The sequence below is a fragment of the Curtobacterium sp. MCPF17_001 genome (genome assembly GCF_003234615.1).
Classification (GTDB): domain Bacteria; phylum Actinomycetota; class Actinomycetes; order Actinomycetales; family Microbacteriaceae; genus Curtobacterium.
Genome location: NZ_QKSL01000019.1, coordinates 26,045 through 50,224, shown reverse-complemented (window position 1 = coordinate 50,224; position 24,180 = coordinate 26,045). Strand labels below are relative to the sequence as shown.

Sequence of the window (24,180 nt, the reverse complement as noted above, 5' to 3'; positions counted from 1 at the left end):
ACGTGACCGCTCCGGCAGCGACGAGCCGCCGGAGCGCCACCGACACCGCCGCGACCGCGACCCGGTGTGAGCACCACGAGGAAGGACCACGACGACGTGACCGACACCACCACCCCCGCTGACGGCGAGTTCCGCATCGAGCACGACACGATGGGCGAGGTGCGGGTCCCCGCGTCGGCCCTCTACCGTGCCCAGACGCAGCGGGCCGTGGAGAACTTCCCGATCTCGGGCACCGGCCTCGAGTCGGCGCAGATCGTGGCCCTCGCCCGCATCAAACGTGCCGCGGCGCTCGTGAACGGTCGCCTCGGCATCCTCGACGACGCCGTCGCGCAGGCCATCGCCACCGCGGCCGACTCGGTGATCGGTGGCGAGCACCACGACCACTTCCCGGTCGACGTCTACCAGACCGGCAGCGGCACCTCGTCGAACATGAACATGAACGAGGTCCTGGCGACGCTGGCCTCCCGCGTCGCCGGCACCGAGGTCCACCCGAACGACCACGTCAACGCGTCGCAGTCCTCGAACGACGTCTTCCCCACCTCGGTGCACGTCGCCGTCACCGATGCCCTCATCCGGTCGCTCGTGCCGTCGCTGGAACACCTCGCCGAGTCCCTCGAGCGCAAGGCCGTCGAGTGGGCGGACGCGGTGAAGTCCGGCCGGACGCACCTGATGGACGCCACCCCGGTGACCCTCGGGCAGGAGTTCGGTGGCTACGCGCGGCAGATCCGCCTGGGCATCGAGCGGGTGAACGCCACGCTCCCCCGCGTCGCCGAGGTCCCGCTCGGCGGCACCGCCGTCGGCACCGGCATCAACACGCCGAAGGGGTTCCCGCAGCAGGTCATCGCCCAGCTCGCCGAGGACACCGGGTTGCCGATCACCGAGGCCCTCGACCACTTCGAAGCGCAGGGCGCCCGTGACGCCCTCGTCGAGGCGTCCGGCGCCCTGAAGGTCATCGCCGTCAGCCTGACCAAGATCAACAACGACCTGCGCTGGATGGGCTCCGGGCCGAACACGGGCCTCGGCGAGCTGCACATCCCCGACCTGCAGCCGGGCTCGTCGATCATGCCCGGCAAGGTGAACCCGGTCATCCCGGAGGCCACGCTCATGGTCGCCGCCCGGGTGATCGGCAACGACGCCACCGTGTCGTGGGCAGGCGCCTCCGGCTCGTTCGAGCTGAACGTCGCGATCCCGGTGATGGGGACGGCGCTCCTCGAGTCAATCCGACTGCTCGCGAACAGCTCCCGGGTGCTCGCCGACAAGACGGTCGACGGACTGCAGGCGGACCTCGAGCGGGCGCGTGCCTTCGCGGAGTCCTCGCCGTCGATCGTGACGCCGCTGAACCGGGTCATCGGCTACGAGTCGGCCGCGAAGGTCGCGAAGTACGCCGTCGCCGAGGGTCTCACGGTCCGCGAGGCCGTCGTGGCCCTCGGGTTCGTCGAGCGCGGTGAGGTCTCCGAGGAGCAGCTCGACAGCGCCCTCGACGTCCTGAGCATGACCCACCCGAACTGACCCGTCCGGACGACGCCGGCGTCTGCACGAGACGCCGCCGAGTGCACGAGACGCCGCCGACTTCGGCGGCGTCTCGCGCGTCCAGCGGCGTCCCGGGAGCCCGGCGCCGTCTCGCACCTCCGGCGGCGTCCCGAGAGCCCGGCGCCGTCTCGCACCTCCGGCGCCGTCTCGCACCTCCGGCGCCGTCTCGCGAGTCTGGCGGCGTCTCGCGAGCCCGGCACCGTCCCTCGAGCCCGGCGGCGTCTCGCCAGCCCGGCGGCGTCTCGCACCGCGATGGGTGGGAGGCACGGCGCGGGCCCGCACCGCGCCTCCCGCCCGTCCTTGCTCGCGTCCACTGCGCCGCGGCTTGAGGCGGCTGCGCACAACGGAAGCCGCTCCGAACCACGGCATCCCGTGGTTCGGAGCGGTTTCCGTTGTGCCTGTCCGGCCAGCGCCGGCGGGCCGGCCGCCGCGGCGGCCGCGCTGCGCGGCGCCACGGCTGCGCCAGCGCCGCGGCCGCGGCGCGCCGCCTGCCCGCTACGCGAGGTCCGGCGAGTCGAGCATCTCGGTCACGAGCGCCGCGATCGCGGACCGCTCCGAGCGCGTCAGCGTCACGTGTGCGAACAGCGGGTGCCCCTTGAGCCGCTCGATCACCGAGGCGACCCCGTCGTGCCGCCCGACGCGCAGGTTGTCCCGCTGGGCGACGTCGTGGGTGAGCACGACGCGGGAGTTCTGTCCGATCCGGGACAGCATGGTGAGCAGGACGTTCCGTTCGAGGGACTGCGCCTCGTCGACGATGACGAACGCGTCGTGCAGGGACCGTCCGCGGATGTGGGTGAGGGGCAGGACCTCGAGGATGCCGCGTTCGACGACCTCCTCGAGGACGTTGTCGGACACGAGTGCCCCCAGGGTGTCGAACACCGCCTGCGCCCAGGGGTTCATCTTCTCGGAGGCATCGCCCGGCAGGAACCCGAGCTCCTGCCCCCCGACGGCGTACAGCGGACGGAACACCATGATCTTCTTGTGCTGTTGGCGTTCCAGGACGGCTTCGAGTCCGGCGCACAGCGCGAGCGCCGACTTGCCGGTGCCGGCGCTGCCGCCGAGCGAGACGATGCCGATCTCCGGGTCGAGCAGGGCGTCGATCGCCAGTCGCTGTTCGGCGGAGCGGCCGCGGAGGCCGAACACCTCGCGGTCGCCGCGCACCAGCGACACCGCGCCGGCGGAGTGCACGCGGCCCAGCGCTGAGCCACGTTCGGAGTGGATGACCACGCCGGTGTTGACGGGCACGCCGTCGAGGTCGGGGGTCCGGATCTCCTCGGTCTCGTAGAGGTCGGCGACCTGGTCGCCGGACACCTGCAGGGTCGTGATGCCGGTGTAGCCGCTGTCGACGGCGAGTTCCGCGCGGTACTCCTGCGCGGCGAGGCCGATCGAGGCGGCCTTCACCCGGAGGGGCAGGTCCTTCGACACGACGACCACGTCGAGCCCGTCGTTGGCCAGGTTCGACGCGACGGCCAGGATCCGGGAGTCGTTGTCACCGAGCTGCAGTCCGGACGGCAGGACGGACTGGTTGGAGTGGTTGAGCTCGACGCGCAAAGACCCGCCGTCACCGACCGCGACGGGGAAGTCGAGTCGTTCGTGTTCGATGCGCAGCTCGTCGAGGATCCGCAGCGCCTGCCGGGCGAAGTACCCGATCTCCGGGTCGTTGCGCTTCGACTCGAGTTCGCTCACGACCACGACCGGCAGGACCACCGCGTGCTCGTCGAAGCGGAACAGGGCGCGCGGATCACTGAGCAGCACCGAGGTGTCCAGCACGTACGTGCGCTGGGCGACCGGCGTGGACGAGTCCGCGGCCCGGCTGCTCGCAGCGGTGTGCTGCGGCGAGGTGGAAGACGTTCCGCGAGAGACGTTCTGAGAGGTCACGACCGCTCCATCCCCGGGCCGCGCTCGGCCCGGTCATGTCCTTCGACGCGGCCACTGGAGCGGTCCCGGAGCACCGACCGTGGCCGCTCCGACCGGGCGCGTTGCCCGATGTCGCCAAGCTACGACGCGCGGTGCGACGGCACCAGCGACACGCCTGGTCCTGCGGTTACGGTCGTGTGTCGTCCGGCTGAACGTCCGGGAGGCGCGGTGCGGACCCGCCACGCGCCTCCCGCCCGTCTCGCCACGCCCAGCACCCGGCGCCGAGCGGTCACAGGACGTCGCTCCAGCCACCCCAGAGCGACACGACGTGACCGCTCGGCGGAGTGCAGACGGGCAGTCGTGACCGCTCGGCGCCGGGCCAGAAGCGCCAGCGTCAGCCCATCGTGGCGTACGAGATGCACGCGTCGCGGAACATGCCCAGCGTCTCGTCCGTGGTGGACGCGAACGCGGACACCCGCACCTCGCCGAGACGAGCGGTCGCGGTGACACCGTGGTTGTGCATCGCCGCGGTGAGCGCCGTGAGCCGTCCGGCGGCGGGTCGGAGGACGACGATGCCGGCACGCTCCCGGGGGTCGCGGCTGGACTCGACGGGCAGCCCGAACTCGTCCGCGATGTCGATGATCCGGTCCACCCGGTCGGCGATGCGCTCCTGCACGGCGGCGACGCCGACCGCGGTGAGGCGTTCGAGTGAGACGGCGAGGCGAGCTTGCGAGACCGGGTCGACGCGCGACATGGCGAAGGCGGCGGCTGCGGGGCGGACGCTCGGCACGTCGGTGGGCCAGCCGGTCGTGCCGTGCGGTCCGGACAGTGCCGGCTTGACGCGCTCGAGCGCACGGTCGCTGAACGCGGTGAACCCGGTGCCCCACCCGGCGTGCAGCCACTTCTGGCCGCCGGTGGCGACGACGTCGGCGACCTCGTACGGAGCGTCGACGATGCCGAAGCCCTGGATGGCGTCGACGATGAGCAGACGGTCACCGATGACGTCGCGGATGGCCGCGAGGTCGGCGAGGTACCCGGTGCGCCAGTCGACGAGGGACAGCGCGACCGCGGTGACGTCGTCGGACAGACGCTCGCGGATGAGGTCGGGCGTGAGCCAGCCGGCGCCGGACTCGATGACGACGGGCTGCACGCGGCCGCCGGTGGCCGAAGCGGCGCTGGCGAGGGCGAGCGGGAGCGACGGGTACTCGTCGGCGGCGACGAGCACCCCGCCGGTCAGGCCGAACGCGGTGTGCAGCAGGCCGGGGGTGGTGGCGGTCTGCGAGACGACCTGGTCCTCGCGGCGGCGGACGAGCCGGGCGGCGACGGCGCGGACGCGGGCGTCCTGCTCGTCGAGCGTCTCCATGGCCCCGAAGCGCATGTGCTCCTGGATGTGGCCGAGGACGCGCTGCTCCTCGAGGACGGCGGTCTGCACGGGACCGAAGGCAGCGTGGTCGAGGTATCCGGGCTCCTCGGCGAAGCCGGCGACGTACTCGTCGATCGTGGTCACGGGGGCACCTTCCAGTGGGCAGAACCCTGTGAGCCTACTGGGACCCGTGCATGCGGGCGAATGCAGTCCGCGGAACGCCACGAGGCGGATGCCGGCGATCGGAGGTCATGAGAAGCTCTCGCTTCCTGTGCGGGCACTCAGACCCGTGAAGTCAGCCGCCGAACCGGCGCGACCGCAACCCGAAGTCGCGGACCGCCCGGAGGAAGTCGACCTCCCGGAGGTCCGGGTAGAACGCCTCCACGAAGTAGAACTCGCTGTGTGCGCTCTGCCACAGCAGGAAGTCCGACAGCCGCTGTTCCCCCGAGGTCCGGATCATCAGGTCCGGGTCCGGCTGCCCCTGCGTGTACAGGTGGTCGCCGATGAGCTCGGGCGTGAGGACCTCGGCCAGGGTGTCGAGCGTCCCGCCGCCCTCACCGTGGCTCCGGACGATGCTCCGCATGGCGTCGGCGATCTCCCGCCGGCCGCCGTAGCCGACCGCCAGGTTGATGTGCAGCCCGGTGTGGTCGGCGGTGCGCTCCTCGGCGGCTGCGAGTGCCGCGACGAGCTCCGGCGGCAGGCCGTCGTTCGAGCCGACGTGCTGGACACGCCAGGTGCGGTGGTGCGAGAGCCGCTCGGCCAGGTCCGCGATGATCCCGACGAGTTGGTCGAGCTCCTCGCCGCCACGGCCCTTCAGGTTGTCGGCCGAGAGCAGGTAGAGCGTGACGACCTGGATGTCGAGGTCCTCGCACCAGGACAGGAACTCGGGGATCTTCGCCGCGCCGGCCCGGTGCCCGTGGGCGGCGGTCTCGAGGCCCAGCTGTCGGGCCCACCGTCGGTTCCCGTCGACGATCATCGCGACGTGCCGGGGCTTCTGCGCCCCGTCGATCTGACGGCGGATGCGGTTCTGGTAGGCGCGGTAGAGGAGCCCGCGTCCCGCCCATCCCAGCCTGCCCGTCACGCGTCGACTGTAGTGCAAGCACCCCTCGTGCTGACTCTCAGCCACCGTCCCGTCCGCCGGCCGTACGGTCGGAGCATGCAGTCAGACCAGGGCGTGCCCGCCCTCCCCCACGTGCCGTTCACGGAGGAGGCCGAGACCACCCCGACCACGACCGGTCCCGCCGACGCCCGCCCGGCATGGCGGGGTTGGATCCACGCCGGCACGTTCCCGTTCGCAGCGGCCATGGGCATCGTGCTCATCACGCTCGCGGCGACCCCGGCGGCGAAGGGTGCGAGCGCCGTGTTCATGGCCACGTCGTTGATCATGTTCGGCGTCTCGGCGACCTACCACCGCTTCCCCTGGCGACCGGTCGTCAAGCGCGTGCTCAAGCGCATCGACCACACGAACATCTTCCTGCTCATCGCCGGCACCTACACACCCGTCGCGGTCTGCGCGCTGCCGCACGCACTGATGGTGATCGTGCTGTGGGTGATGTGGAGCGGCGCGTTGCTCGGCGTCGCGTTCCGCGTCTTCTGGATCGGCGCACCACGGTGGTTGTACGTGCCGCTGTACCTGGCGCTCGGCTGCGCGGCGTTCCTGATCCTGCCGCAGCTCTTCGCCGCCAGCGTGCCGATGACGGTGCTCGTGCTCGCCGGCGGGCTGGCCTACATCCTCGGCGCGGCCGTCTACGGCTTCAAGCGTCCGGACCCCTCGCCGACGTTCTTCGGCTTCCACGAGGTCTTCCACGCCCTCACGGTCGTCGCCTTCGCGGCACAGTGGGCCGGCATCCTCGTGATCGCGCTGCACCCGGTGCGCTGACCCGGCCGTCAGGGTCCCCGTCCGCGCCAGACGCCGCCGTCCGAGCCAGACACCGCCGTCCGTGCAAGACCTCGCCGGCGGCGTCCTGCGCACACGAGGGCGTCTCCCGCAGACGGCGGGGCGCGACCCACGGACGGGAGGCTCCCCACCAGCCGGTGGGGAGCCTCCCGTCCGTCAGTGGGTCGCGTCAGCCGCGCTCGGTGTCGTCGCCGACGTCGGCCCGGCCGTCCTCCGCGGCACGCCGCGCCGGCTCGTCCGTCACGGCACCGTCGCCGGAGTCACCGGCGACCTCGGCCTCCAGGCGCTCCCGGATCTCGGCCCGGTAGCGGGTCCGGCGGATGCGTCGGGTCATGTCGACCACCAGCAGGATCGTCACGATGGCGACCAGGGCGATCGCGACGAAGCCGGCGACCCCCGGGGTGACGTCGACGTCCGGGACGCCACTCGGGCTCGGACTGGGGGTGGTGGCGGCCAGTACCGCGGCGATGGTGCTCACGCGTGTGCGTCCTCTTCGGATGGGATGCCTGCGAACAGGTCGGACTCGGGGAGCTCGGTGGGGACCCGGGACTCGACGAGCTGGTAGTCCTCGGTCGGCCAGACCTCGGCGAGCAGGTCGTTCGGCCAGTAGAAGAAGGGGCTGTCCGGCGGCACCTGGCTGGCGTGTGCGCGGAGTGCGGCGTCGCGGGCGTCGAAGTACTCGTGCACGTCGACGTGGGACGTGGCGAGGTCCGGGCGGTCCGCGAACCGCTCCACCCACTCGCCGAGCTGCTCGAGGAGCGGGTTCTCGGGCTCCCGCTCGCGCAGCGCCTCGTGGAAGGCGGTGAACCGGCGCGGGTTCATCGTCCGCTCGTAGTAGAGCTTCGAGACCGACCAGGCCGGTCCGGCATCCGGGTACGTCTCGGGGTCGGCGGCATCGCGCCAGGCGGCGACCGAGACCTCGTGCGTCCGGATGTGGTCCGGGTGCGGGTACCCGCCGTTCTCGTCGTACGTGACCAGGACGTGCGGACGGAAGCGCCGGATGACGCGGACCAGTGCCTCGGTGCTGTACTCGAGCGGCACGGTCGCGAAGGTGCCGGGCCGGACGGTCTCGCCCTTCTCGGCGTCGGGCAGGCCGGAGTCGTGGTACCCGAGCCACACGTGGTCGATGCCGAGGGCTGCCTGCGCTGCGGCCATCTCGGTGCGCCGGAAGCCGGCCATGTCGCGGTGTGCCCGGGCCTTCGCGGTGTCCGAGAGCTGCTCGTTGAGGATGTCCCCCGCTTCGCCACCCGTGCACGAGACGACGAGGACCTGGGCGCCGTCGGCCACGTACTTCGCCGCCGTGGCCGCTCCCTTGCTCGACTCGTCGTCGGGGTGGGCGTGCACGGCCAGCAGACGATGGGGCAAGGCGTTCCTCCACAGCTCGCGGACTTGCGGTCGCGGGTGGCGCACGGCGAGCGTGAACTACCCTGGGATCAGGATAATCACCCCGGGAGCCCCGAACTGTCCGATCAGCACCACGCCCCAGCAGGCGGTACCGAACGCGGTACGTCCACCGTCCTCGACGACCGGACGTCGCTCGACGACCGGTACGGGCGCAGCGCGGACACCCGGCGGCGCGGCAAGCTGTTGGCCGTCGTGATCGCGGTGGGCATCGCGGTCGTGTTCGCCGTCTGGGTGATCTGGGCGGGCCCCGGTCAGACCACGCACGGGCTCGACACCGACGACGTCGGGTACGAGGTCCTGTCCGACCACAGCGTCGTCGTCCACACCCAGGTCGCCGTCGACCCGGGCACCCGTGTGGAGTGCGCGGTGCAGGCGCTGGACAAGTCGTACACGATCGTCGGATGGCGGGTCGTGACGCTGCCCGCGGAGGAGCAGCGCGACCGCTCGATCTCGACGCAGGTGAACACGACGACGCGGGCGGTCACCGGGTTGATCCACTCGTGCTGGGTTCCCTAGACTGCTCGGAATCACGAATCGAGACCGGCCGCCGGCCGGTCTCGATTCTTTTGCGCCACACGCCGTGACCGGTCCCGACCACCACGGCCGAAGGGAAACGACATGAGCAACGACACGCAGGGCACCTGGCTGACCCAGGAGGCGTTCGACCGTCTCACCGCCGAGCTCGAGCAGCTCACCGGCCCGGCCCGCATCGAGATCGCGAGCCGCATCGAGGCCGCCCGTGAAGAGGGCGACCTCAAGGAGAACGGCGGCTACCACGCCGCCAAGGACGAGCAGGGCAAGATCGAGGCCCGCATCCGGTCGCTGACCGAGCTCCTCAAGCACGCCACGGTGACGGAGGCCGAGTTCGACGGCACCGTCGAGCCGGGCACCGTCGTCACGGCCACGATCGCCGGCGACCCGTCGACGTTCCTGGTGGGCAACCGCGAGATCGTCGCCGAGGGCTCGGACCTCACCGTGTACAGCCCGGTCAGCCCGGTGGGTGCCGCGATCCTCGGCCTCCGCACCGGCGGCAAGACCTCGTACACCGCGCCGAACGGCAAGGAGATCGCGGTCGAGGTCACGAACGTCGAGCGCTACGAGCCCTAGGCCGTCGCTGCCGTCCGGCGCCTGACACTCCAGCCCGGGGTGCGCTCTCCCTCGCGCACGCCGGGCTGTTGCGTGTGCGGGCTCGTGCGTGCCCGCCGAGTGGTCACGACACCCTATCCGCGTCCGGACCCCGTCGACGGTGGCCGGCACCGTCCTGGAAGCCCGTGGCCCGTCCGGCGTGCGCCGGACGTCGGAGCCGGGGCGGGCCTCCAGGCCGCTGCCGCCGTCCGTCGATCCGTCAGTTCGTGAGCTGCTCCGGGCGGAACCCGGCTTCCTGCAGGCGCGCCATCACCTCGTCCGCGTGGCCGGGGCCGCGCGCCTCGATGGACAGGTCGAGCGCGACCTCGTTGATGACGAGTCCCTGGCCGTGCCGGGTGTGCAGGACCTCGACGACGTTCGCACCGGCGTCCGAGATGATCTGGGACACGCGGGCCAGCTGGCCCGGGCGGTCCGGCAGCATGATCCGGATGCCGATGTAGCGCGACGCCGCGACGAGGCCGCGGGTGATGATCCGCTCCATCATGAGCGGGTCGATGTTGCCGCCGCTGAGCAGCACCACGGTCCGGCCGGTGTCGTGCACGGCGCCGGACATGATCGCGGCGACGCCGACCGCTCCGGCGGCCTCGACCACGAGCTTCGCGCGCTCGAGGAGCACGAGCAGTGCGCGGGCGGTGTCGTCGTCCGAGACGGTGACGATCTCGTCGACCAGGTCGCGGATGATCGGGAAGTTCATGTCGCCCGGACGTGCCACCGCGATGCCGTCGGAGATCGTCGGTGACGTGGTGATCGTCATCGGCTCCCCCGCGACGATCGAGGACGGGTAGGCGGCGGCGTTCTCGGCCTGCACGCCGATGACCCGGATCTCGCGGCCCAGGCGTTCGGCGAGGCCCTTGACGGCGATCGCGATGCCGGAGATGACCCCGCCGCCGCCGATCGGGACGACGACCGTGTCGACGTCGGGGACCTGGTCGAGGATCTCGAGCCCGAGCGTGCCCTGACCGGCGATCACGGCGGGGTGGTCGAACGGCGGGATGAAGACCGCTCCGGTGCGGGCCGCGAACTCCTTCGCGGCGGACAGCGCCTCTTCGACGGAGTGCCCGCGGAGCACCACGTCGGCGCCGTAGCGGCGGGTGGCCTGCAGCTTGGGCAGGGCGACGCCCACCGGCGTGAAGATCGTGGCGGGGATGCCGAGCTCACGGGCGGCGAAAGCGACCCCCTGCGCGTGGTTGCCGGCGCTGGCGGCGACGACCCCGGCCTCCCGTTCGGCCGCCGACAGGGTCGACAGCCGGTTGTAGGCGCCGCGGACCTTGTACGCACCGGTGCGCTGCAGGTTCTCGCACTTCAGGTGGACGGGTGAGCCGAGCAGTCCCTCGAGGAACTTCGACGTCTCCATCGGGGTGACCCGTGCGACCCCGGCGATCGTCTCGCGCGCCGCCTCGATGTCGGCGAGCGTCGGGATCGGGGGCGCAGTCGTGTCGGTCACGATCCCATCATCGTCGGTCGCGGACTCCGCGGCTGCCACGTGACGCTCAGTTGGTGCTGGCGGTGCCGGGCTCGGCGGCCGGCTGCGCGTCGCTGCCGGGCGCCGGGACGTCGTCGCCGACCTGGTGCCGTCGTCGCCGCAGCAGCTGGATCCTGCCGTGCTGACCGTGCTTCGGGGTGGCCTCGAGCACGTGGTCCGAGTCGAGCCCACGCCAGCGACCGCTCGCGATCGTGGTGACCATCGCGTTCAGGGTGGCGATCAGCGGGACGGCGAAGAACGCACCGGCGATGCCGGCCAGACCGGAGGCTGCGGTCACGCCGAGCACGACGGCCAGCGGGTGCACCTTGACCGCGTTGCCCATCACGAGCGGCTGCAGGATGTGGCCCTCGATCTGCTGCACGAGCAGGACGACACCGAGCACCAGGAGCGCGGCCAGCGGGCCGTTGAAGATCAGGGCGACGAAGACGGCGAGGAAGCCGGTGACGATCGCACCGACGACGGGGATGAAGGCACCGAGGAACACGATCGCGGCGATCGGGATGACCAGGGGCATGCCGCCGAAGAACAGGCCGACGATGAACGCACCCAGGCCGATGCCGACCGCGTCGACGAAGGCGACGAAGATCTGCACCCGGATGAAGCTCGTCAGGGTGATCCAGCCGGCGACGCCCGCACCGTCGACGGTCGCCCGGGCCTTGCGCGGGAACAGCCGTACCGTCCAGCGCCAGACGTTCTTGCCGTCGATGAGCAGGAAGATCGTGGTGAACAGGATGATGAACAGCGCCTCGAACACGTGCGTGGCACTCGAGCCGGCACTCGCGACGCCCGACAGGATCGTGCCGGAGTTGTCCTGCACCCACTTGGTGGCTTCGTCGAGCCAGGTGTTCACGTCTTTCTGTGAGATCCCGAATCCGGAGTTGAGCACGAACGACCGGACGTTGCCGTACTGGGACACGGTGCGGTCCCGGAGCGACGGGTACGAGGCGACGATCTGGTCGATCACGAGCCACACGAGGGCGGCCACCGCGGCGAGCCCGCCCAGCAGGCTGATGATGACCGCGAGCCACTTCGGGACGTGCCAGCGTTGCAGCCGGTTCGAGAGCGGCACGAGCAGGGCGGAGATCACGACGCCGATCAGGAAGGGGATCAGGATCTCGCTGAAGATCGTCATCAGCCAGACGAAGAGGGCGATGACGCCCGCGACGACGAGCACGCGCCACGAGAACGCCCCCGCGATGCGCATGCCGAGTGGTACCGAATCCTCGACCACGGGGTCGGGATGAGTCTTCTTTCCCCATGCCATTCCGCCACTGTAGCCACGCGGAACCGGGCAGGTGCCGGTCCGGGCATGTGCGACGTCGGTCCAGGGGCTGGTCCGGGCGTCGGCGGGGCTCGGTAGCGTTCCCGTCATGGTCAGGACCACGCTCTCCGCTGCCGAGGCCCGCCGCGTCGCCCTTGCCGCGCAGGGGTTCGGTCGGACGCCCTCGGCGGTCCCGTCGCCCTCGGGGGCGGTCCCGTCGCCCTCGGGCTCGTCGGCGATGCTCGTGCCGAACCGGGCGGTGTCGGCCGGCCTCGCCCGACTCGGTGTGCTGCAGATCGACTCCGTCAACGTCTTCGAGCGCAGCCACTACCTGCCGCTCTTCGCCCGACTGGGTCCGTACGACAAAGGCGCCCTCGACCGGCTGACCCTGACGCAGCGCAGCCCGTGGATCGAGTACTGGGCTCACGAGGCGGCGTTCGTCCCGCGTGACGACCTCCGGCTGTTCCGGTGGCGGATGGACGCGTACCGGCAGCGTGACACGACCAACCCGCTCCGGATCCCCGGCGTGGAGCGCACTGCCCGCGTGCGCGGCGAGCTCCTGGCCCTGCTCGCCACCGAGGGACCGATGCCTGCGAGTGCGGTCGAACACGAGTCCAACGTCCGACGGGGCCCGTGGTGGGGCTGGAGCGACGTGAAGCACGGGCTCGAGCAGCTCTTCCGCTGGGGAGACGTCGTCAGCGCGGGACGGTCCGGGTTCGAGCGGGTCTACGCCCTGCCGCAGCAGGTGCTGCCGTCGGGGTACTTCGCGACCGCACCCAGCCGGGCCGACGCCGTGCGGGAGCTGGTCCGCCGCTCGGCCCGGGCCGTGGGCGTCGGCACGCGCGCCGACCTCGCCGACCACCACCGACTGCGTGCGGACGACACCGCTGCCGCGATCGCCGACCTGCAGGACGCCGGCGAGCTGGTCCCGGTCACGGTCGAGGGCTGGCGGGACCGGGCGTGGATGCACGTCGACGCCCGGGTGCCGCGTCGGGTCGAGGTCGACGCCGTCCTCAGCCCGTTCGACCCGGTGGTGTGGTTCCGTCCGCGGGCTGAGCGGCTGTTCGGCTTCCACTACCGGATCGAGATCTACACGCCCGCGCCGAAACGGGTGTTCGGGTACTACGTGCTCCCGGTGCTGCAGGACGACGCCCTGGTCGGGCGGGTCGACCTGAAGAGCGATCGGCAGCGCGGCGTCCTGCACGTCCGGACGGCGTGGCACGAGCCCGGAGCCGTGATCGATGTCGAGCGGCTCGCAGCGCTACTCCGGCGGACGGCGGCGTGGCAGGGGCTCGACGGGGTCGAGGTCACCGACCGCGGCACGGCGGCACACGCACTCGCCGCAGCGCTCGGAGTCACACCCCGGCCCTGACGAGGCGTGCCGGGGATCCGATGGCCGGGACCGCTAGAACTGCACCCGCGGCGGCTCGGCGATGGCGGCCGGCTCGGCGGTCTCGAAGAACGGCGCCGGCCCGACGCCCCGACGCTTCGCGATGCTCGAAGCCGGGAACGACTTGACTTTGGTGTTGAGTTCGCGCACGCCACCGTTGTAGTGCCGGCGGGCGGACTGGATCTTGTCCTCGGTGGACACGAGCCGCGACTGCAACTCGAGGAAGGACTGGCTGGACTGCAGCTGCGGGTACCCCTCGGCCACGCGGAACACGCTCTTCAGCGCCTTCTGCATGTGCCCCTCGGCAGTGGAGGCGGCGACGGCGTCGTGCGCAGCGAGTGTCTCGGCCCGGGCGTCGGTGACGGCGGTCAGGACGGACTTCTCGTGCGCCGCATGACCCTGCACGGTGTCGACGATGGTGGGGAGGAGCTCGGCGCGTTCGTGGAGCTGCGCGGCGATCTCGGCCCAGGCGGTGTCGACGCGCTGCTGCAACGCGACGAGGGACTTCTGGCTGGACCAGAACCAGATGCCGATCACCACCACGAGGACGACGACCACAACGCCGATCACGATGAGCGTCGTGACGAGTCCGGTGTCCATTCGGGCGTACTCCTTTGCGCGTCGGGCCGCAGTTGCGTGCGGACCTCCGCAGCCCGCTGTCGGACCTCAGCGGTCCGGATCGATCTTACCGAGCGCCTCGGAGCGACCTCGCCGCTCGCCGATCTTCACGGCCGATTCCCGAGTGACGCACACCGGGCTCGCGGACCGCGTCCGGAGGGGGCCCGGATCGACGCACGGAAGGGCACGGATGATGCGGAACCGGGGTGTTCCGCCGCGCGGGGTGTTGACCGGAGGGCCCAGATCGCATGGGATGGACAGGATGGACACGGGCGGGGACAACGTGCAGCACCAGGACGTCGGGGGCGACGTCCGTCGTCGACGATCCCGGAGGACTGCCGCCCGGTCGCTCGTCACCATCGTCGGGCTGGTGCTCCTGCCCCTGGTGTCCGTTCCCGCCCTCGCGACGACCACCACGCTCCCCGGCGCCGGGACCGGGACCGGAGCCGGCATTGGAACGGTGGACGCGCCGCAGCCGTCCCGGACGCAGCCTCCCGTCTACTCCAACCCGGTGCCCGCGCCGGCGCCCGGCGCGGGGGACGCCTCGAGCCCGGTCCCGACGAACACCCCCACCCCGCCGTCCGGCGGTACCCCGACCGCGCCGACGATCGTCGACCCGGGGGACATCACGACCGCCCTCGCGCGGTTCGCCGGTCGTGCGACGCCGGGCCACCAGGTCCGCGTCGCCGAACCCGCGGTCCCCTCGGCGTCGGTCTGCCGCGCCACCGCGACGCCCGGCGGGACCTGGTCCTGCGTCGGGACGGTGCGCTCCGGCCCGGCCCAGGTCTTCACCGTCCTGGACACGACGGCGTCCGCGCTGCCGAACGCCGACGCGGCACCGTCGGACGTCATCGTGCCGCCGACCATCGACGCCCGACGCCCGACCACGGGGACCGTCACCGGCACGGGCCACCCGGGTGCCACCGTGACCGTCGCTCGGGCCGGCTCCTCCGCCGCGCTCACCGCGGTCGTCACGGCGGCCGGCACCTGGTCGGCTCGATGGGGCACCGGCCCGGGCGCACCGGCCGAGGGCAGCGTCAGTGTCAGTGCCACGCAGACCGCGAGCACCGTGACCGGCTACCGATCGGACCTCCGGAGTGCCGCCTCGGCCGCGAGGACCCTCGTCGTCGACCGGACCGCCCCGGCCGCGCCACGGATCACCGCGCCGGCCGGATCGGCCGCGGGCAGCGCGCAGCGGGTCCGGATCGCCGGGACGGCCGAGCCGCGCACCGTCGTCACCGCCTACGTCGACTCGACCGCGGTCTGCCGGGCGTCCGTCGCCGCGGACGGGTCGTGGTCCTGCCGCGCAGCCGACAGCCTCCGCGCCGGGTCGCACATGGCCCGTGCGGTCGCCCAGGACGAAGCGGGCAACACCTCGTCCGCGGCGACCGCCGTCGTGTTCCGCGTCTCCCGGGGCGCCTCCGTCGCCCCGGCCGCCAGCTCCCCCGGCACCACCCCCGGCAGTGGCGGCGGCGCGGACGGCGGCGGTCCCCACGGCAGCGGCACCGGTCCGGCCCACGGATCGGGCTCCGGTACGACCCATGGGTCCGGCATCGGCACGCCCGGAACCGGGTCGAGTGACGACGGTACGTCCGGCAGCGCGCTGCCCGGCGGTGGCGCCGGCGGTTCCGGCAGCCACGGCGGCCGTCCCGACTGGACGGGTCCCGCCGGTGACTGGACCGTCGCCACCGGGTACGACCACGCCGTGCCCACCATCCAGTCCGCGTCCTCGTGGCGCACCCTCGCCGTCGCGGCCGGCGTCGCCGCCGTGTTCCTCCTGCTCGTCGCCGGCCCGGTCCGCGTCCTCGCCGGCGCCCTCCGCGAACGGGTGCCGCTGCGGGCCGCCCGGTTCACCGGCCGCAACCGCACCCGCTCCGAACGTCGCCACGGCGACGACGCCGTGGCGAGCTGGGTGACGATCACCCTCGGGATCGCCGTCGCCGGGGTGCTCACGCTCCTGGGCACCGGCATCGCGCTGGAGGCCCGCTACGTCCGTCTCGCGATCGGCGTCGTCGCCGGCGTCGCGGTGCTCAGCGCCGTGGTCGTCCTCGCCACCCGTTGGACCGCGGGCGAGGACCGACACACCGTCACGTACCGGCTGTCCCCGGGTCTGCTCCTCGCCGCGGTCCTGGCGAGCGGGCTGACACGCGCCGCCGACCTCTCCCCCGCCCTCGTCGTCGGGGTCCTCCTCGTCCCGGTCGCCCGCACCGACGTGGGTACCGCCGCCATGCACCTCGGACGGGGCCTCGCCGCGTGTGCGCGGAGTGCGACCTGGCGCTCGGTGGCGCTGCTCGTCCTCGCGGTCGTCGGATGGGTGCTGCACAGCGTCACCCCGGCCTCCGGGTTCGCCGGGTCGCTCGTCTCCGAGTTCGCCAGCACACTCTGCGTCGGTGGACTCGGTTCACTCGTCGTGACGCTGCTGCCGCTCCGGGGGACCGCGGGCGCGGCGCTCGCCTCGGTCTCGCGACCGAGGTACGCGGCCCTCACGGCGGTCGGCGTCGGCCTGGCCGCGGCGGTCTACTCCGGCACGGCCGGCACCCACGTCCCGGTCGGCGCCATGGCCACCGGGGTCGGCGTGGTGCTCGTGGCGGCCGCGGCCGCCTGGGCGTGGCTCCGGTTCGCCGGGGCCGGTATCCGGTCCTGACGGGCCCGGCGACGGTTGCCGTTGCGGCCGGTCACCTCGCCTGTCTGTCTGCCTGCCTGTCTGTCCGTCTGCCTGTCTGTCTGTCTGTCTGCCGGGAGGCTCCGCAAGAGCCCGCCACGGGCCTCCCGTCCGCCGTCGGCGGTGTCCCGGGACCGCGCTCAGTGCGTGGGGGCCGAGCGGGCGAACAGGCCGGGCAGGAGGCCACCGATCTTCGTGCCGACGCAGAGACTGACGAACGTCGCGAGCGGCGTCGCGAGCGCTCCGGCGTCGAAGGTCGCCACCGCGACCAGGCCGACCGTGCCCGGGACGAGCAGCAGGAACGCGGGTCGGAACGACACCGTCGCCGGGATGACCGGCACGATCCGCTCCAGCACGCGCGTCGCGACGAAGAGCAGTGCCGCGGCCAGGCCGGTCGCGACGACGCTGCCGCTGAACGGGGTCAGCCACGAGACGACCGCGTAGGCGGTGACCATCACGACGACCGAGGCCGCGGTGAGCCGCCATCCCGAGCCGAAGACCAGGCTGATGCCGGTCGCCAGGACCACGACGGCGACCCACGACACCCAGAGGGCCGGGACCGCCTCCCAGCCCGCGCGGTCCGTGCCGATGCCGGCGACCTCGCCGACGAGCGCCGCGGACGTCGGGTCGACGCGCAACCCGGTGACGGCGCTACCGGCCGCGATGCCCGCCGCCATGAAGCCGAGCATGATGAGCCCCTGCATCAGCCGCGCCGAACCGGTGACGATGTCGGCTGCCGTGAGTTCGAGCAGCGCGTTGGTGATGAGCGCTCCCGGCACGAACACCGCGACCGGCGCGCAGACGGCGTAGAGGGGGACGTGGTCGAACCCGGTGCTCGCCGCGACGAGCCCGACGACCGCGGTCGAACAGAAGGCCGCCAGGAACGGGACGACGGCGACGGCCTCCCGGAAGCGTCGGAGCAGCAGCCCGATCACCCCGACCAGCGCCCCGACGACGAGGGCCACGAGCACCGCCCACCACGGGACCCGGAACACGACGGCGAGCCCGGCCGACGTCAGCGCGTTGCCGAGCACCCACGGCAGCGGTGCCGGCGGACGGGTGCCCTGCCGGATGCTGCGGACACGGGCCGGGATCTCGGCCAGCGCGATCGCGCCGCGTTCCAGGCCGAGGACCAGACGGTTGGCGCGCGCCGACTGGCGGAACGACAGTTCGATGCCCTCGGCGTTGACGATGGTGGCGGCGCCGGTCGCCGTCTCGCTGACGATCACGAGCGCCGGCAGCACGCCGATCGCCAGACCGTCGCCGACACCGGCGGCGTCGCGGGTCTTCTCGAGCGCGGACCGGACGTCGGTGACGGAGCTGCCGGCGTCCAGCAGCAGGGTGCCGAGCGTACCGAGGAGCATGCCGATCGGGACGGTCTCACCGTCGATGACCTCGACGTGGGCCTCGGGTCGCCGGAGGGCGTCCCGGAGGTTCGTCAGCGCACTCCCGATCCCGACCACAGGGTCAGCGTAACGAGTGGTGGCGTTCCGACGGTGCGCTGCCCGCCCGGTGCTCGTACCCCCGGTGGGACTCGAACCCACAACTCGACGATGTTGAGTCGCCTACCCGTCCGTGCTCGTACCCCCGGTGGGACTCGAACCCACAACTCGACGATTTTAAGTCGCATGCCTCTACCGATTGGGCCACGGGGGCGCACGACCGTGACGGTCGGGCCGGGACAGCCTACCGACGCCGGAGGGCGGCCACCCATCGGGTGACCGCCCTCTCGACTGCGTACGTGCGGTGCCTACTCGGTCTTCGCCGACTCGCCGGCAGCGACGGGCTCGGCTTCCTTCGAGACGTCCTCGGCGGGCGTCGCGTAGGCGGGACCGGCAGCACCGGCGGGCTGGCCGGCAGCCGGCGACTCCGCTTCCGGAGCGGCCTCGACGGCCGGCTTCGGGCGGGAGGCCCAGGCCTCGAAGGCGGCGCGGGGGGTCTCGCGGTCGTCGAGGGACGCGATGTCGCGGCCCAGGAAGAAGTTGCCGACCCAGTCGCCGACGACACGGATCTTGCGCTCCCACGACGGCATGGCCAGGCCGTGGTAACCACGGTGGGCACCCCAGGCGAGGAAGCCCTTCATGGCGAACTTGCCGGACTGGAACACGCCGATGCCGAGACCGAGGCCCGCGACTGCGCCGAGGTTCTCGTGCTTGTAGTCGACCGTCGCCTCGCCGCGGATCGTGGCGACGAGGTTCTTGGCCAGCTGCTTGGCCTGACGCACGGCGTGCTGGGCGTTCGGCACGCACATGCCGCCGACGCCACCACCGGTGAGGTCCGGGACTGCTGCGACGTCGCCGCAGGCCCAGGCGTCGGCGATGACGGTGCCCTCGTCGACGATGCGGAGGTCGGGCTGCACGGTGATGCGGCCGCGGGGCTCGAGCGGGAAGTCGGTGCCCTTGACCATCGGGTTCGCCATCACGCCGGCGGTCCAGATGATCAGGTCGGACTCGATGACCTCGATCGACTCGTCCTTGGCCTTGAGCTGGCAGACGCCACCCACGGCCGAGGCCAGCTGGGTCTCGAGGTGCACCGTGGCACCGCGCTCGGCGAGGTTCTTGAGGACCCAGTGCGAGGTCTCGAGCGAGACCTCGGGCATGATGCGGCCCATCGCCTCGACCAGGTGGAAGTGCGTGTCCTCGAAGGCGATCTGCGGGTAGCTGCTGAGCAGGTCCGACACGAAGGAGCGGAGCTCGGCGAACACCTCGATGCCGGCGAAGCCACCGCCGACGACGACGACCGTGAGCAGACGCTGACGCTCGGGGCCGGCCGGCAGATTCGCGGCCTTGGCGAAGTTGGTGAGGATCTTGTCGCGGATCGCGGCGGCCTCTTCGATGGTCTTCAGGCCGATGGCCTCGTCCGCGACGCCCGGGATCGGGAACGTGCGGGAGACGGCGCCGGCCGTCATGACGATCTGGTCGTACGACTCTTCCCAGGGCTCGCCGAGCTCGGGGGTGATCGTCGCGGTCTTGTTCGCGTGGTCGACCGCGGTGACCTTCGCGGTGACGACGCGCGTGGACTTGAGGTGGCGGCGGTGCGACACCACGGCGTGACGCGGCTCGATGGAGCCGGCGGCGACCTCGGGCAGGAACGGCTGGTACGTCATGTACGGCAGCGGGTCCACCATGACGACGTCGGCTTCGCCCTTGCGAAGGTGCTTCTCGAGCTTCCAGGCGGTGTAGAAGCCGGCGTAACCGCCGCCGACGACGAGGATCTTGGGCACGGTTCGTGTTCTCCTTGGGGTGGGGTGAGCTGCTGGGAGGCTGGTCAGTTCTCGCCGCCACCCGCCCCGACTCCGGCGTCTGCATCCTCATCATATGCCCGGCACACACACCGGGAGGGCGACCAGTCCGCGCGCTCGAGCGCGAGGTCGCCGATGGGGTTGACGCCGGGGCCGGCGGCGAGGGCGTGACCGACGAGCGCGTGCAGGCACTTGACGCGGGTGGGCATGCCGCCCGCGCTGATGCCCACGATCTCCTCGACGTGCTCGATCGACTCGCGGTCGTCGAGGTACGCCTGGTGCGCGCGGCGGTACTGCTCAGCGGTGTCGGGGTCCTCGAGGAGCGCGGCCAGTTCGGGCATGACCTGGTTCGCCTCGAGGGTGCTCACCGCCGCGGTGGCGGCGGGGTGGCACAGGTAGTACAGCGTCGGGAACGGGGTGCCGTTGCCGAGTCGCGGCTTCGTGGACACGACCGTCGGGTTGCCGCAGACGCAGCGCGCCGCGATGCCGATGACGTCACGAGCGGGACGTCCGAGCTGAGCGGACACCACCGCGACGTCGTGGGCGGTCGGCGGGTCGAACGGAGGGGTCGTCACGGGGACGTGAGCCTACCGGACTCCGCGCGCCGCCCCTACTTCGGTGACGAGTCGCTGTCCGTGCTGCCCGTGCGCTCGAGTTCGCTGCGCGTCTCGTCGGACAGACCGGCCTGCATGACGGAGGACAGCAGCGACTGCACCCAGTCCACCTTCGGGGTCTGCACGGTGGAACTGACCGGGGTGCCGGATTCAGTGGTGGGCGGCGGCGTCGCCGTGGTGCCCTTCTCGGCCCCCATCACGAGGTAGCTCTCCTCGCCCGGGTACACGTAGAGCAGACGGTCGCGAGCCTGCGCCTCGATGTACGCCGGGTCGTCCCAGCGGGCCAGGTCGTGCTTCTTCTGCGCCACGTCGGCCTTCTGCGCCGCCACCTGCCGCTGCATGCCGGCGATCTGCTCCTGCTGCTGCACGAGGGTCCGGAGCGACGGCGCCAGGACGACGACGAACAGCACGATGATCGCGAGCATCAGCAGGCTGAAGCCGGAGAAGTGCAGCGAGCGGTACCAGGGCTGCGCGGAGGCGGCTCCCTCGGGCATCGCCACGGGAACGCGGCGGACTCGGGGCTTCTGGCTGGGCACCCGTCGACGATAACGCGGTGCCAGCGGTGCGCCACTCCGGCACGCGCGTGTGCCGGACCCTCTCAGGGACCGCGGCCGGCCGGGAGGCGCGCCCCGGGCCTCCCGTCGGCTCGCCTCCCCGGCGGCTCGCCTCCCCGGGCTCCCGCGCCGAAGCACGTCCGTGCCCTGGGACGCCGGGGCGGCCGCGAGACGCCGCGGAGTCCGCGAGACGCCGCCGGGATCCGCGGCGTCTCGGGCACGAGGCGGCGTCTCGAGCAGACGGGGGCGTCTCGGGCAGACGGGGGCGTCTCGAGCAGACGGGGGCGTCTCGGCCTGGAGGCTCGACCCGCCTCCGGGAACGCACCGGCCCGACACGGCGGAACGCCGCCCTCCGGCGGGAGGACGGCGTTCCGGAGGTGCTGGTTACAGCGAAGCCGAGCGCGGGAACGCCGAGCGGCCGGCGTAGACCGCGGCGTCGCCGAGCTCTTCCTCGATGCGGAGGAGCTGGTTGTACTTCGCGACACGGTCCGAACGAGCCGGCGCACCGGTCTTGATCTGGCCGCCGTCGACCGCGACCGCGATGTCCGCGATCGTGGTGTCCTCGGTCTCACCGGAGCGGTGCGACAGGATCGCGGTCATGCCGTGACGCTGGGCGAGCGAGACCGCGTCGAGGGTCTCGGTCAGCGTGCCGATCTGGTTCACCTTCACCAGGATCGAGTTGCCGGCCTTCTCGTCGATGCCGCGCTGCAGGCGCTTCGGGTTCGTCACGTACAGGTCGTCGCCGACGATCTGCAGCTTCGAGCCGAGCTCGGCGGTCAGGTGGGTCCAACCCTCCCAGTCGTCCTCGGCCAGCGGGTCCTCGATCGTGGCGAGCGGGTAGTCACGCGCCAGGTCGACGAAGTACTGCGTGAACTCCTGGCTCGAGAGCTGCTTGCCCTCGAACGCGTACTTGCCGTCGTGGAAGAACTCGGTGCTGGCGACGTCGAGGCCCAGCGCGATGTCCTTGCCCGGGGTGAAGCCGGCCTTCTCGATCGCGGCGAGCAGGAAGTCGAGCGCCGCGCGGTTCGAGGCGAGCTCCGGGGCGAAACCACCCTCGTCACCGAGGCCGGTCGCCAGGCCCTGCTTCTTCAGCTCGCCCTTGAGGGCGTGGTAGGTCTCGACGCCCCAGCGGAGCGCTTCCGAGAAGGACTCGGCACCGTAGGGCACCAGGAAGAACTCCTGGATGTCGACGTTGGTGTCCGCGTGGGCACCGCCGTTGACGACGTTCATGAGCGGGACCGGCAGCGTGTGCGCGTTCGGGCCACCGAGGTAGCGGAACAGCGGCAGGTCGACCGAGTCGGCCGCGGCACGGGCGACGGCGAGCGAGGCGCCGAGGATCGCGTTCGCGCCGAGGCGGGACTTGTTCTCGGTGCCGTCGAGCTCGATGAGCGCGGCGTCGACGAGGCGCTGGTCGGTGGCGTCGAAGCCCTCGAGCGCCGGGCCGATCTCGTCGAGCACGGCTTCGACGGCCTTGAGCACGCCCTTGCCGCCGTAGCGCGAGTCGTCGCCGTCGCGCAGTTCGTACGCTTCGAAGGCACCGGTGGAGGCACCGGAGGGGACGAGCGCGCGCGAGACGACGCCGTCATCCAGGAGGACCTCGACCTCGACCGTCGGGTTGCCTCGGGAATCGAGGACTTCGCGTGCGCCTACGGCATCGATCACTGCCACTTGGTACTCCCTGTCGTTGGGTTGTTGTGGTTCACGGTCGATCCTAGCGACGCCGGTCTCGGACGACGGCGGCCTGTGGATGACCGGTGGGCGTCGATCAGGCGAGCGACCGGAACGGGACGCCGTCGAGCGTCGTCGTCTCGGCGTCCACCGTGGCGAACGACCCGAAGCCCTGCTCCACCAGGCCGGCGAGCAGGTTCTTCATGTTCTTCGTGCGCTTCTCGAGACGCACCCGGTGGTGCGACCCGAGGGCCTCGGTCTTGAGGGCGGCGAGGCGCACCGGGTCGACGTCCTTGTCGTACACGAGCACGACCGCGTCGTCCGCGTCAGCGTCCGGCAGCGTGACCAGGTCGACGAGCCGTTCGAACCCGAGCGAGAACCCGACCGCCGGCACGTCCTGGCCCAGGAAGCGACCGATCATGCCGTCGTAGCGCCCGCCGCCGCCCAGGCTGTACCCGAAGTCCGGGTGCGCGACCTCGAAGATCGTGCCCGTGTAGTAGCCCATGCCGCGCACGAGCGTCGGGTCGAAGCGCAGGTCCACGCCCGGGAGGGCTGCCCGCAGACGCTCGAGGTCGGCGAACGCGTCGGCGTCCAGCCACTCGGCGCCGCGGACGCTGTCCCAGTCGGCGGACTCGAGCGCGCGGATGGTGTCCGCGAGTCCGGCGCCGTCGAGGTCCAGCGACTCGCCCAGCTCCTTCGCGACGCCGTCCGGCCCGATCTTGTCGAGCTTGTCGACGGTGATGAGGGCCCGGTCGGCCGCGGCCTGCTCCGTGATCCCCCACGAGGCGAGGAGCGCGAGCAGGATGCGGCGGTCGTTGATGCGGATCGAGGTCCCGGCGATGCCCAGGGCGTCGAGTGCCGCCGTGGTCGCGCGGATCAGCTCGATCTCGGCCAGCTGCCCGGGCTCTCCGAGGATGTCGATGTCGCACTGCACGAACTGGCGGTACCGGCCCTTCTGCGGCCGTTCAGCCCGCCAGACCGGCGCGATCTGCACGGCGCGGAAGACGGTGGGCAGCTCGGCGCGGTGCGACGCGTAGAAGCGGGCGAGCGGGACGGTCAGGTCGAACCGGAGGCCGAGGTCGGCGAGGTCCAGGGGCGCTCCGGCCCGCTGGAGGTCGTCGGTGGTCAGGCCGCGCTTCATCACCGCGAACGCGAGCTTCTCGTTGTCGCCACCCAGTCCCGAATGCAGCCGGGCGGCGTCCTCGAGCACGGGCGTCTCGATCTCGTCGAACCCGTGGCGTGCGTACACGCCCCGGATGACCCCGAGCACGTGCTCGCGCCGGGACTTGTCCGCGGGGAGGTGGTCTCGCATGCCCCGGGGGGCCGTCACGGTCGTCGCCATGCCGTCGATTCTCGCAGAGCACGGAGCCCGGTTGCAGCCGAGTGGTGTCCGCTGATATGCTTCATCCAGAACCTCGGCCGACGGGTGCCTGATCCACTCGTCGGTCGTCAGCGGGGGCAAGTGCTGCAATCGCCCACGCGGTTCGAGCGG

The 24,180-nt window shown here is 72.0% G+C and carries 20 protein-coding genes and 1 tRNA gene; 6 read left to right on the top strand and 15 right to left on the bottom strand.

What is annotated here, in order from left to right; all coding sequences use genetic code 11:
- Nucleotides 1-96 precede the first annotated feature (96 nt).
- On the top strand, nucleotides 97-1,509 hold the full coding sequence (locus DEJ24_RS14855; RefSeq protein WP_111079288.1) for an aspartate ammonia-lyase: 1,413 nt from the start codon (nucleotides 97-99) through the stop codon (nucleotides 1,507-1,509).
- Nucleotides 1,510-2,025: 516 nt separating this feature from the next.
- On the opposite strand, the gene DEJ24_RS14850 is transcribed toward DEJ24_RS14855, so the two are convergent.
- From DEJ24_RS14850 to DEJ24_RS14840, 3 genes are all read right to left on the bottom strand, one after another.
- Entirely contained in the window at nucleotides 2,026-3,408 is a 1,383-nt protein-coding gene (locus tag DEJ24_RS14850; RefSeq protein ID WP_111079275.1) for a PhoH family protein, read from the bottom strand.
- A 373-nt stretch (nucleotides 3,409-3,781) separates the two neighbouring features.
- Nucleotides 3,782-4,894, bottom strand: a complete 1,113-nt coding sequence (locus DEJ24_RS14845; protein ID WP_111079274.1) for an aminotransferase class V-fold PLP-dependent enzyme — start codon at nucleotides 4,892-4,894, stop codon at nucleotides 3,782-3,784.
- A 151-nt stretch (nucleotides 4,895-5,045) separates the two neighbouring features.
- Entirely contained in the window at nucleotides 5,046-5,831 is a 786-nt protein-coding gene (locus DEJ24_RS14840) for an isoprenyl transferase (protein WP_181432916.1), read from the bottom strand.
- A gap of 75 nt (nucleotides 5,832-5,906) precedes the next feature.
- Between DEJ24_RS14840 and DEJ24_RS14835 the strand changes: the two genes are divergently transcribed.
- Complete coding sequence (locus DEJ24_RS14835) at nucleotides 5,907-6,629, top strand: hemolysin III family protein (RefSeq protein ID WP_111079273.1); 723 nt, start codon at nucleotides 5,907-5,909, stop codon at nucleotides 6,627-6,629.
- A 187-nt stretch (nucleotides 6,630-6,816) separates the two neighbouring features.
- On the opposite strand, the gene DEJ24_RS14830 is transcribed toward DEJ24_RS14835, so the two are convergent.
- Together DEJ24_RS14830 and mca are read right to left on the bottom strand one after the other, a co-directional pair.
- Complete coding sequence (locus DEJ24_RS14830) at nucleotides 6,817-7,125, bottom strand: hypothetical protein (RefSeq protein ID WP_111079272.1); 309 nt, start codon at nucleotides 7,123-7,125, stop codon at nucleotides 6,817-6,819.
- Nucleotides 7,122-8,012: a mycothiol conjugate amidase Mca gene (gene mca / locus DEJ24_RS14825; protein ID WP_181436628.1), complete on the bottom strand. Its 891-nt coding sequence runs from the start codon at nucleotides 8,010-8,012 to the stop codon at nucleotides 7,122-7,124. The genes DEJ24_RS14830 and mca overlap by 4 nt, the downstream gene beginning before the upstream one ends.
- A gap of 231 nt (nucleotides 8,013-8,243) precedes the next feature.
- Here mca and DEJ24_RS17015 point away from each other — a divergent pair, with 231 nt between their 5' ends.
- Together DEJ24_RS17015 and greA are read left to right on the top strand one after the other, a co-directional pair.
- Complete coding sequence (locus DEJ24_RS17015) at nucleotides 8,244-8,567, top strand: DUF4307 domain-containing protein (protein ID WP_258374842.1); 324 nt, start codon at nucleotides 8,244-8,246, stop codon at nucleotides 8,565-8,567.
- Between the two features lie 102 nt (nucleotides 8,568-8,669).
- On the top strand, nucleotides 8,670-9,158 hold the full coding sequence (gene greA / locus DEJ24_RS14815; protein ID WP_110903343.1) for a transcription elongation factor GreA: 489 nt from the start codon (nucleotides 8,670-8,672) through the stop codon (nucleotides 9,156-9,158).
- Between the two features lie 238 nt (nucleotides 9,159-9,396).
- On the opposite strand, the gene ilvA is transcribed toward greA, so the two are convergent.
- Both ilvA and DEJ24_RS14805 read right to left on the bottom strand, forming a co-directional pair.
- Complete coding sequence (gene ilvA / locus DEJ24_RS14810; protein WP_111079286.1) at nucleotides 9,397-10,641, bottom strand: threonine ammonia-lyase; 1,245 nt, start codon at nucleotides 10,639-10,641, stop codon at nucleotides 9,397-9,399.
- A gap of 46 nt (nucleotides 10,642-10,687) precedes the next feature.
- Complete coding sequence (locus DEJ24_RS14805) at nucleotides 10,688-11,944, bottom strand: AI-2E family transporter (RefSeq protein ID WP_258374640.1); 1,257 nt, start codon at nucleotides 11,942-11,944, stop codon at nucleotides 10,688-10,690.
- 106 nt (nucleotides 11,945-12,050) lie between these two features.
- On the opposite strand from DEJ24_RS14805, the gene DEJ24_RS14800 reads away from it, so the two are divergent.
- Nucleotides 12,051-13,313 (top strand): winged helix-turn-helix domain-containing protein, encoded by a 1,263-nt coding sequence (locus DEJ24_RS14800; RefSeq protein ID WP_111079269.1) that lies wholly within the window; start codon nucleotides 12,051-12,053, stop codon nucleotides 13,311-13,313.
- 33 nt (nucleotides 13,314-13,346) lie between these two features.
- Here the strand turns inward: DEJ24_RS14800 and DEJ24_RS14795 are convergent, their stop codons facing one another.
- Nucleotides 13,347-13,931 carry a LemA family protein gene (locus DEJ24_RS14795; protein WP_111079268.1) on the bottom strand — a complete coding sequence of 195 codons (585 nt, stop codon included), beginning with the start codon at nucleotides 13,929-13,931 and terminating at the stop codon, nucleotides 13,347-13,349.
- Nucleotides 13,932-14,211: 280 nt separating this feature from the next.
- Between DEJ24_RS14795 and DEJ24_RS14790 the strand changes: the two genes are divergently transcribed.
- Nucleotides 14,212-16,593, top strand: coding sequence for an Ig-like domain-containing protein (locus DEJ24_RS14790; RefSeq protein ID WP_111079267.1), 2,382 nt, complete (start codon nucleotides 14,212-14,214; stop codon nucleotides 16,591-16,593).
- A gap of 158 nt (nucleotides 16,594-16,751) precedes the next feature.
- Here the strand turns inward: DEJ24_RS14790 and DEJ24_RS14780 are convergent, their stop codons facing one another.
- The 7 genes from DEJ24_RS14780 to hisS form a co-directional block, all read right to left on the bottom strand.
- Entirely contained in the window at nucleotides 16,752-18,074 is a 1,323-nt protein-coding gene (locus DEJ24_RS14780) for a threonine/serine exporter family protein (RefSeq protein ID WP_181432920.1), read from the bottom strand.
- Nucleotides 18,075-18,193: 119 nt separating this feature from the next.
- Nucleotides 18,194-18,267 (bottom strand) — tRNA-Leu (locus tag DEJ24_RS14775).
- A gap of 94 nt (nucleotides 18,268-18,361) precedes the next feature.
- Entirely contained in the window at nucleotides 18,362-19,834 is a 1,473-nt protein-coding gene (locus tag DEJ24_RS14770; protein ID WP_110903349.1) for an NAD(P)/FAD-dependent oxidoreductase, read from the bottom strand.
- Between the two features lie 44 nt (nucleotides 19,835-19,878).
- Nucleotides 19,879-20,427, bottom strand: a complete 549-nt coding sequence (locus tag DEJ24_RS14765; RefSeq protein WP_111079266.1) for a DUF501 domain-containing protein — start codon at nucleotides 20,425-20,427, stop codon at nucleotides 19,879-19,881.
- A 35-nt stretch (nucleotides 20,428-20,462) separates the two neighbouring features.
- Complete coding sequence (locus DEJ24_RS14760) at nucleotides 20,463-21,002, bottom strand: septum formation initiator family protein (protein WP_258366137.1); 540 nt, start codon at nucleotides 21,000-21,002, stop codon at nucleotides 20,463-20,465.
- 402 nt (nucleotides 21,003-21,404) lie between these two features.
- Nucleotides 21,405-22,688 (bottom strand): phosphopyruvate hydratase, encoded by a 1,284-nt coding sequence (eno, locus tag DEJ24_RS14755; protein WP_111076424.1) that lies wholly within the window; start codon nucleotides 22,686-22,688, stop codon nucleotides 21,405-21,407.
- Between the two features lie 97 nt (nucleotides 22,689-22,785).
- Complete coding sequence (gene hisS, locus DEJ24_RS14750; RefSeq protein ID WP_111079265.1) at nucleotides 22,786-24,030, bottom strand: histidine--tRNA ligase; 1,245 nt, start codon at nucleotides 24,028-24,030, stop codon at nucleotides 22,786-22,788.
- Nucleotides 24,031-24,180 lie beyond the last annotated feature (150 nt).

Bases quoted from the DNA above. Each gene is read 5' to 3' on its own strand.
- DEJ24_RS14835 (WP_111079273.1), top strand. From the start codon at position 5,907: ATGCAGTCAGACCAGGGCGTGCCCGCCCTCCCCCACGTGCCGTTCACG.
- DEJ24_RS14800 (WP_111079269.1), top strand. From the start codon at position 12,051: ATGGTCAGGACCACGCTCTCCGCTGCCGAGGCCCGCCGCGTCGCCCTT.
- DEJ24_RS14805 (WP_258374640.1), bottom strand. From the start codon at position 11,944: ATGGCATGGGGAAAGAAGACTCATCCCGACCCCGTGGTCGAGGATTCG.
- DEJ24_RS14790 (WP_111079267.1), top strand. From the start codon at position 14,212: ATGGACACGGGCGGGGACAACGTGCAGCACCAGGACGTCGGGGGCGAC.
- hisS (WP_111079265.1), bottom strand. From the start codon at position 24,030: ATGGCGACGACCGTGACGGCCCCCCGGGGCATGCGAGACCACCTCCCC.
- greA (WP_110903343.1), top strand. From the start codon at position 8,670: ATGAGCAACGACACGCAGGGCACCTGGCTGACCCAGGAGGCGTTCGAC.
- DEJ24_RS14795 (WP_111079268.1), bottom strand. From the start codon at position 13,931: ATGGACACCGGACTCGTCACGACGCTCATCGTGATCGGCGTTGTGGTC.